Raw genomic sequence first — 11,267 nt, forward strand, 5'->3', positions numbered from 1 at the left:
CTTGAGAGATAAGATCTTCTAACTGCTTAGAACTCTCTACATAAGTCTCTTTAATACTGAACTCCTCATTACTCACATACTGATACCCTACTCCCTCTGAACTGGTTACAATCAAAGTACGTAGAATATCATGTCTGGACAGAACAACTTTAAAAGATTCTGCTAAAATGCTAAGATCAACCCTGGAAGATAATCCAAAAATCATAGGAATATTATACGCTGAGCTTCCTCCCTCATACTGATCAATAAACCATAAACGCTCCTGTGCAAAAGATAAAAGTTGCTGCTCAAGATGATGAACCACTATAGGACGAATCATATCACCTCCTTCTAAGTCTAAATCTTTCAGTACTCCTGCCAATCCAAAGACAGTCTTATGAGTAAATACCATCCCTACATTTGCCTGTAAACCTAATCCTTGATGAATCTTACTAATTAATTTAATAGCCATAATACTGTTCCCTCCCAAGCGGAAGAAATCATCATGTAAACCAATACTTTCAACTGGTAAACCTAAAACCTCGCCATAGATCTCCGCTAATTGTTTTTCAAGCACAGTCGTTGGAGCGATATACTCCTTATCTCCTGTAAAGTTAGGTTCTGGTAAAGCCCTGCGGTCCAATTTACCATTAAGTGTCATGGGGAATAATTCCAAATGAACATAAGCAGAAGGAACCATATACTCCGGAAGTAATCCTGATAAATATACAGATAAGTCTTCAGGATTAAATGAAGTATCAGATACATAATAACCTACCAAATATTTTAATCCTGAACTATGTTCTTTAGCTAATACAACACTCTGTCTAATTCCTTCATAACTCAATAACCTATTCTCTATCTCTCCTAATTCTATTCTATAGCCTCTGATCTTAACCTGGAAATCATTTCTGCCTATATATTCCAAATCTCCTCCAGCAAGATAACGTACTAAATCTCCCGTCTTATATATACGTCCATTATAACCTATTGCCTTCTCTTCTTCACTCTGGAAAGGATTCAATAGAAAACACTCAGCTGTAAGCTCTGCAAGATTTAAATAACCTCTTGATAAACCGGCTCCTCCTATATACAATTCTCCTACAGCTCCAACCGGAACCGGACGTAAATACTCATCTAATACATAAGTTGTGGTATTGGCTATAGGTTTACCTATATTAAGTGCATTATTATCATTATCATAATGATGATAAGTAGACCATACTGTTGTTTCTGTAGGTCCATATTCATTAATTAAAATAATATGATCATGAGCCAAGTCTCTAATATCCGGGAAAGCTTCTCCTCCTACCAATATCAGTTGAAGACTCGTATCTGGAATAAGATCTCTTAAGATAACAGGGGGAATAAACGACACTTCGATATCATGTTCTTTGATATACTCATTAAGATCTTTTACCGATTTTCTAAGTTCATTACTATACAACCACAACGTATTTCCATGACAAAGAACAGGGAAAGATTCACTCACAAAAACATCAAAGACATAATTAGAATAGCAACCTACATGGGTATACTCTGTAAGCCTGTGAGAGTCTATCATACAACATACAAAGTTGACCATACTAGTATGCTCGATCATCACTCCCTTTGGCTTACCTGTTGTGCCACTGGTGTAAATAACATAAGATAAATCACTTGAACTTACTTGAGTTCTTGGATTTACTGTGGAACAGGTACTCAGTTCAGCTTTCATCTCTGAACCATTCAGACTTATGATACTCAGGTTGGAAGATTCTGTTTCTATATCTATTAGTTCCTTATAGTCATATAATCTGTCTTTTGTATTTTCTTCAACGAGTACAACTCTTGCACCAGTATCTCCCAGAATATGTTCTATTCGATCCATAGGATAACTTGGATCCATCGGAACATAAGCTCCGCCTGACTTCAAGACTCCCAACATACCTATAAGAATCTGTTCTGATCTGCCTAAACACAATGGAATAAGCTCATTCGGTTCGATCTTACAATTGTGTAATAAATAATGAGCCAGCCTGTTTGATCTATCATTAAGCTCTCTATAGCTTAACTTTACATCTTCATACACCAAAGCTATATGATCAGGTGTCTTTTCTACCTGTCTTTCAAATAATTCATGAATCGTAACCGTGGTATCATATTCTGAATAAGTATCCAAAAGATTGGAGAAGATCCCATCTCCACTATACTCTTCTTCTCTTACCCAAGATAAGTCTTCAAGCCGTAACTTTGAGCCAACTTCTTTTTGATGGCATACCATCTGTTCTAAAAGATATACATACGTCTTAATCATCTGATCAATCGTACTTTCCTTGAATAATCCTCGAGCATAATTAAAACTTCCCGATAAACTTTCTCCATCATCATCTATCATAACACTCAAATCAAACTTCGCTACATCATAACTCAGCCTTTCTTCAATTTGTTGAAACAAAGAGTCTCCAACATATTTTTGATTAGTAGCATTTCCAAAACTCTGTAAGCCAAACATTACCTGGAATAGAGGATGACGAGATACATCCTGAACTACTCCCAACTCTTCTACCAATTTCTCAAAGGGTACATCCTGATGCATCTGAGCCTCAGATACTGAATCTGAAACTTGCAAAACAAAGTCTCTTACTGATACTCCATAATCAATCTCTTCTCGAAGGACTAAGGTATTTACAAAGAAGCCGATCAGATCCTCTAAGCCTGCATGATGGCGATTAGCCACCACAGTACCTAATACTATATCCTTTTGTCCCGAATAAGAGGATAATAGCAAATAATACCCTCCCAACATTACACTGTATAAACTAACTCCTAAGTCTCGAGATAAGAATCGAAGGTCTTCGCTTAAAGTATCCGAGATATTAAAACATACTGTATGTCCTTCATAAGAAAGCCGTGTAGGACGCACATAATCCAAAGGAAGATGTAAAGCCTCAACTCCCAATAGTTTAGTCTTCCAATAATCCAACTGTTTATCCAATACTTCACCTTGAAGATAACCCCTTTGCCATAAAGCAAAATCTTTATATTGAATTCGTAACAAGGGCAAAGAAACCGGATCACCCAATAACAAATCCCTATAAATAACACCCAGCTCTTCTAAAAAGATATCACTAGACCAACCGTCAAAAGCTATATGGTGAATTACTATACTGATATAAGAAGTAATCTCACTCTTATTTTGGTTATCCTGCTTTTTCTTAGTTTTATTAGTTTTAGTCTTTTCTTTCTCATGGAATACACAAACTGAAATAGGAAGTTCTTGGGACAAATCAAAAACTCTATTAACTTCTTGAGATATAAGATCTTCTAACTGCTTAGAACTCTCCACATAAGTCTCTTTAATACTAAGTTCATGATCACTAACATATTGATATCCTACTCCCTCTGAACTGGTTACAATCAAAGTACGTAGAATCTCATGTCTTGATAGAAGAACTTTAAAGGATTCTTCTAAAATGCTAAGATCAATCCTGGAAGATAATCCAAAAACCATAGGAATATTATACGCGGAGCTTCCTCCTTCATACTGGTCAATAAACCATAGCCGCTCCTGAGCAAAAGATAAAAGTTGCTGCTCAGGATGATGAACCGCTATAGGACGGATAATTTCACTAACTCCTGATTCTAAACCTTCAAGTACTCCTGCTAATCCAAAGATCGTTTTATAGCTAAATACCATCGCTACATTTGCCTGTAAACCTAACCCCTGATGAATCTTACTAATCAGTTTAATAGCCATAATACTGTTCCCTCCTAAACGGAAGAAATCATCATATAAACCAATACTTTCTACAGGTAAACCTAACACCTCGCTATAAATCTCTGCTAACTGTTTTTCAAGAACAGTCGTTGGAGCGATATACTCTTTATCTCCTGTGAAGTTAGGTTCAGGTAAAGCCTTGCGATCCAACTTTCCATTAATCGTAAGAGGAAGTGATTCCAAATGAACATATACAGAAGGAACCATATACTCTGGAAGTAATCCTGATAAATACACAGATAAGTCTTCATGATCCACCGCAACATCCGATACATAATAACCTACCAAATATTTTAACCCTGAACTATTCTCCTTTGCCAGTACAACACTTTGACGAATACCTTCATAACTCAATAAGGCGTTTTCTATCTCTCCAAGCTCTATCCTATACCCTCTGATCTTTACCTGAAAATCATTTCTACCTATATACTCCAAATCTCCTCCCGGAAGATAACGGCCTAAATCCCCCGTCTTATACATCCGATCATTATAACCTATTGCTTTCTCTTCTTCACTCTGGAAAGGATTCAATAGAAAACGCTCTGAGGTAAGCTCAGCAAGATTCAAATAACCTCTTGATAAACCACTACCTCCAATATACAATTCTCCTACGGCTCCTACGGGTACTGGGCGTAAATACTCATCCAACACATAAATCCGTTGATCCGGAATATGAGTTCCTATGATAGAAGCATTTCCTAATTCTGTTGAGTCAAGGGCTCTATAGCTCACGTGAACTGTCGTTTCGGTGATACCATACATATTGATTAAAAGAGGAGCCTCAGAATAACGACCATACCAAGGTTCCAAAGAAGCAAAGTTCAAAGCCTCTCCTCCAAATATGACATAACGAAGGCTAGAGAGTTCTATATCTTTAGATAAAGCGACTTCTGTAAATTGATAGAAGGCTGTGGGAGTTTGATTTAATACCGTTACTCCTTCTCTATGACATACATCAAAGAAAAGATGTAAATCTTTGGTTTGTTCTAAGCTAGGAATCAATAGCTTTCCTCCATGAAGTAAGGCGCCCCACATCTCCCATACACTAAAGTCAAAAACATACGAATGGAATAAACTCCATACATCCTTATCCGTAAATCCATACCAGTGATCCGTAGCACCGAATAAACGAACCACACTCTTATGTTCTATCATTACTCCCTTAGGCTTACCTGTTGTGCCACTGGTGTAAATAACATAGGATAAATCTTCTGCACTTACTTCTGTATTGGGATTCTCCCTAGAGCAAGTACTCAGTTCAGCTTTCATCTCTGAAGAATCCAGACTTATAATACTCAGATTTGAAGATTCTGTTTCTGTATCTACTAATTTCTTATAATCATATAATCTATCTTTTGTATTCTCTTCCCCGAGTACCAGTCTAGCCTTAGTATCTCCCAGAATATGTTCTATTCGATCCATAGGATAACTTGGATCCATCGGAACATACGCTCCGCCTGACTTCAAGACTCCTAAGATTCCGATCAGCATCCGCTCAGATCTTTCTAAACATAGAGGAATCAATTCATCTGGCTGGATTTTGTATGTTTCTAAAAGATAATGAGCTAACTGATTAGATCTTTCATTAAGCTCTCTATACGTTAACTTTACATCTTCATACACCAAAGCTATATGATCAGGTGTCTTTTCTACCTGTCTCTCAAATAATTCATGAATGGTAGAAGTTGGATCGTATTCTGAATGAGTACCCAAAAGATTGGAGAAGATTCCATCTCCACTATACTCTTCTTCTCTTACCCAAGATAAGTCTTCAAGTCGTAACTTTGAGCCAACTTCTTTTTGATGGCATACCATCTGCTCTAAAAGATATACATACGTACTAATCATATGATCAATCGTACTTTCCTTGAATAATCCTCGAGCATAATTAAAACTTCCCGATAAACTTTCTCCATCATCATCTATCATAACACTCAAATCAAACTTCGCTACATCATAACTCAGCCTTTCTTCAATTTGTTGAAACAAAGAGTCTCCAACATATTTTTGATTAGTAGCATTTCCAAAACTCTGTAAGCCAAACATTACCTGGAACAAAGGATGACGAGATACATCCTGAACTACTCCCAACTCTTCTACCAATTTCTCAAAGGGTACATCCTGATGCATCTGAGCCTCAGATACTGAATCTGAAACTTGCAAAATAAAATCTCTTACTGATATTCCATAATCAATCTCTTCTCGAAGGACTAAGGTATTTACAAAAAAGCCGATCAAATCCTCTAAGCCTGCATGATGACGATTCGCTACCACAGTGCCTAATACAATATCTTTTTGTCCCGAATAAGAGGATAATAGCAGATAATACCCTCCCAACATTACACTGTATAAACTAACTCCTAAGTCTCGAGACAGGAGTCTAAGTTCCTCTCCTAAAGTATCTGAAATACTAAAATGTACTGTATTTCCTTCATAAGAAATAGCTGAGGGACGAGCATAATCTAAAGGAAGGTTTAGAGGTTCTACTTCCGAAAGTTTAGTCTTCCAATAATCCAACTGTCTATCCAATACTTCCCCTTGAAGATAACCTCTTTGCCATAAAGCAAAATCTTTATATTGAATTCGTAACGAGGGTAAAGAAACCGGGTCACCCAATAACAAATCCCTATAAATAACACCCAGCTCTTCTAAAAAGATATCACTAGACCAACCATCAAAAGCTACATGGTGAATTACTATACTGATATAAGAAGTAATCTCACTCTTATTTTGATTATCCTGCTTTTTCTTTGTTTTATTAGTGTTAGTCTTTTCTTTCTCATGGAATACACAAACTGAAATAGGAAGTTCTTGGGACAAATCAAAAACTCTATTAACTTCTTGAGATATAAGATCTTCTAACTGCTTAGAACTCTCCACATAAGTCTCTTTAATACTGAGCTCATGATCACTAACATATTGATATCCTACTCCCTCTGAACTGGTTACAATCAAAGTACGTAGAATCTCATGTCTTGATAGAAGAACTTTAAAAGATTCTTTTAAAATGCTAAGATCAATCCTGGAAGATAATCCGAAAACCATAGGAATATTATACGCAGAGCTTCCTCCTTCATACTGATCAATAAACCATAAACGCTCCTGAGCAAAAGATAAAAGTTGCTGCTCAGGATGATGAACTGCTATAGGACGGATCATCTCTACAATATCAATTGATAAACCTTCAAGTGCACCTGCTAATCCAAAGATCGTTTTATGACTAAACACCATCGCTACACTGGCCTGTAAGTCTAATCCTTGATGAATCTTACTAATCAGTTTAATAGCCATAATACTGTTTCCTCCCAAACGGAAGAAATCATCGTGTAAACCGATACTTTCTACTGGTAGACCTAAAACTTCTCCATAGATCTCTGCTAATTGTTTTTCAAGAACAGTCATTGGAGCAATATACTCCTTATCTCCTGTGAAGCTAGGTTCTGGTAAAGCCCTGCGATCTAACTTACCATTAATTGTAAGAGGAAGTTCTTCCAAATGAACATACACAGAAGGAACCATATACTCCGGAAGAAGGCCTGATAAGTGCATAGATAAGTCTTCATGATCCACCGCAACATCCGATACATAATAACCTACTAAGTATTTTAAGCCTGAACTATTCTCCTTTGCCAGTACAACACTTTGACGAATACCTTCATAACTCAATAAGGCGTTTTCTATCTCTCCTAATTCTATCCTGTATCCTCTGATCTTAACCTGGAAGTCATTTCTGCCTATATATTCCAAATCTCCTCCCGGAAGATAACATACTAAATCCCCTGTCTTATACATACGATCATTATAACCTATTGCTTTCTCTTCTTCACTCTGGAAAGGATTCAAGAGAAAACGTTCCTCTGTAAGTTCTGGAAGATTCAAATAGCCTCTTGATAAACCGGCTCCTCCTATATACAATTCTCCTACGGCTCCTATAGGAACTGGACGTAAGTATTCATCCAGTACATAAGTTGTTATATTGGTAATAGGTTGACCTATATTAAGAGCATTACCATCCTCATGATAATGATGATAAGTAGCACATACCGTGGACTCGGTAGGACCATATGCATTGATTAAATCAACTCCTTCTCTTCTATAATATTCCATTACTTCCGGATGAGTAGTATCTCCTGCTACAATAAGGGTATCCAAAGGAAGAATTAATTCTGTAGTAAGTAATACAGGAGGAATCGTAGCTATCTGGATCCTATTTTCAACTATATATGTATGTAATAAACTTAAATCTATTTGGATTTCTTTACTTATTAGATGTAAGGTATGGCCAAACGAAAGAACGGAATAAACATCCCATACATGAGCATCAAAAACATAGTTGGCATACCATAATGCTCTTTTCTGTGGATGGGAATAAGAATGAACTGTATTCAAGCTAAATAGAATAGACTGCTGCTCAATTAAATTAACCACATTTCTATGCGCTATTATCACTCCTTTTGGCTTTCCTGTTGTGCCACTGGTGTAAATGACATACGATAAATCACCTGAACTTACTTCTGTATTCGGATTATCCGTAGAACAAGTACTCAAAGAGTCTACTATATTTAAAGCATTTAGACTTATGATACTTAGATTTGAGGATTCTGCTTCTCTCTCTACTAATTTCTTATAATTATATAATCTGTCATTTGTATTTTCTTCAACGAGTACCAGTCTGGCCTTAGTATCTCCCAGAATATGCTCTATTCTATCCATGGGATAACCAGGATCCATAGGAACATAAGCTCCGCCTGATTTCAAAACTCCTAAGATTCCGATCAGCATCTGCTCTGATCTTTCTAAACATAGAGGGATCAATTCATCGGGCTTAATCTGATAATTTTGTAATAAATAATGAGCCAATTGGTTTGATCTATCATTAAGCTCTCTATAACTTAACTTTATATCTTCATATACCAAAGCAATATGATCTGGAGTCTTCTCCACCTGTCTTTCAAATAACTCATGAATTGTAACCATGGTATCATATTCTGAATAGGAGCCCAAAAGATTGGAGAAGATCCCATCTCCACTATACTCTTCTTCTCTTATCCAAGATAGATTTTCAAGTTTTAACTCAGATCTATTATCTTTTTGATGATATACCATCTGCTCTAAAAGATATACATACGTCTTAATCATATGATCAATCGTACTTTCTTTAAATAGATGGGTAGCATAATTAAAGCTTCCTGACAGAGAATCTCCTCCATCATTAATCATCACACTTAAATCAAACTTCGCTACATCATAAGAAACATTTCCTTCAAATTCCTGAAACAAAGAGTCTTCTCCATACATCCTCTTTGCTTCACTTCCAAAACTCTGCAGTCCAAACATCACCTGGAATAGAGGATGACGAGATACATCCTGAACTACTCCTAATTCATCTACTAATTTCTCAAAAGGTACATCCTGATGCATCTGAGCATGAGATACAGAATCCGAAACTTGCAAAATAAAGTCCCTTACTGATACTCCATAGTCAATCTCTTCTCTAAGGACCAAGGTATTGACAAAAAAGCCGATCAGATCCTCTAAACCTGCATGATGACGATTAGCTACCACAGTACCTAATACTATATCCTTTTGTCCGGAATAAGAAGATAATAGCAAATAATATCCTCCCAGCATTACACTGTATAAACTCACTCCTAAGTCTTGAGACAAGAATCGAAGGTCTTCACCTAGAGTATCTGAAATACTAAAACGTATTGTATTTCCTTCATAAGAAATAACCGAAGGACGAGCATAATCTAAAGGAAGGTTTAGAGGCTCTACTTCCGAAAGTTTAGTCCTCCAATAATCCAATTGTTTTTCTAATACTTCTCCCTGAAGATAACCCCTTTGCCATAAAGCAAAATCTTTATATTGAATAGGAAGCGAGGGTAAAGAAACCGGATCACCCAATAACAAATCCCTATAGATAACATGTAGTTCTTCTAAAAAGATATCACTAGACCAACCATCAAAAGCTATATGGTGAATTACTATACTGATATAAGAAGTAATCTCAATATTATTTTGGTTATCCTGCTTTTTCTTAGTTTTATTATTTTTAGTTTTTTCTTTCTCATTGAATACACAAACTGAAATAGGAAGTTCTTGGGAAAGATCAAAAACTCTGCTTACTACATTAGCGATTGAATCTTCTAACTCCTCAAAACGAGTTACCTCAGTTTCTCTGATACTAAACTCATGATCACTTACATATTGATAACCTACTCCTTCTGAATTAGTTAAAATCAATGTACGTAGAATCTCATGTCTTGATATAAGAACTTTAAAGGATTCTTCTAAAATGCTAAGATCAACCTTGGAAGATAAACCAAAAACCATAGGAATATTATATGCATAGCTTCCTCCTTCATACTGATCAATAAACCATAGCCTTTCCTGAGCAAAAGATAATAGTTGATCTTCAGGGTGGCTAACCTTAATACGAGGTATCATTTTATGACTTCCTAACTCTAAACCTTCTAATACTACTGCTAATCCAAAGATAGTCTTATGAGTAAATACCATCGCTACATTAACCTTTAAATCTAAATAATGATGTATTTTACTAATCAGCTTAATAGCCATAATACTATTTCCTCCTAATCGAAAGAAATCATCATGTAAACCGATATTTTCTACAGGTAAGCCCAATACTTCACTATAAATTGCTGCCAGATCTCGCTGAAGAGAAGTCTCTGGTACTATATATTCTTTATCTCCTGTGAAGTTAGGTTCAGGTAACGCTCTACGATCTAACTTACCATTAATTGTAAGAGGAAGTTCTTCCAAATGAACATACACAGAAGGAACCATATACTCTGGAAGTAATCCTGATAAATACAGAGATAAATCGTCAGTATTTACCTCTGTATCAGATACATAATAACCTACTAAGTATTTTAACCCTGAACTATTCTCCTTTGCCAGTACAATACTTTGACGAATCCCTTCATAACTCAATAAACCATTCTCTATCTCTCCCAATTCTATCCTAAATCCTCTGATCTTTACCTGGAAATCGTTTCTACCTATATACTCCAAATCTCCTCCCGGAAGATAACGCCCTAAATCTCCAGTCTTATATATACGTCCATTATAACCTTTTTCTCTTTCTTCTTCACTTTGGAAAGGGTTAGATATAAACTTTTCATTCGTAAGTTCAGAAAGATTCAAATATCCTCTCGATAAACCGACTCCTCCTATATACAATTCTCCTATCGCTCCAACAGGAACTGGACGTAAGTATTCATCCAAGACATAGGTTGTCGTATTTGCTATAGCACGTCCTATGTTATGGAAGCCATTTCCCGTATTAACGATAGAAGTAACTGTTGTTTCTGTTGGGCCATAGGAATTAACCAGTCTAAATTGTTTATTTTGTAATCGATTATATAAATCATCGGCTAAATGTTCTCCTCCTGAATTTAATATTCGTAAACTCTTAACTTTTGTGACATCAATCCCTTTTAATACGGAAGGTGTAAAATGCATATAAGATACCTTATGATCGGAGAGAGTCTTCAGAAATACA

Annotated in this window: 1 protein-coding gene; it reads right to left on the reverse strand. The window is 36.1% G+C overall.

Translation table 11 applies throughout. The features are described 5' to 3' along the window. On the reverse strand, positions 1–11,267 hold an 11,267-nt coding region (locus CHRY9293_RS17705; RefSeq protein ID WP_162034195.1), incomplete at both ends, for a non-ribosomal peptide synthetase.

The organism is Chryseobacterium potabilaquae (assembly GCF_902728265.1).
GTDB classification, from domain to species: Bacteria; Bacteroidota; Bacteroidia; order Flavobacteriales; family Weeksellaceae; genus Chryseobacterium; species Chryseobacterium potabilaquae.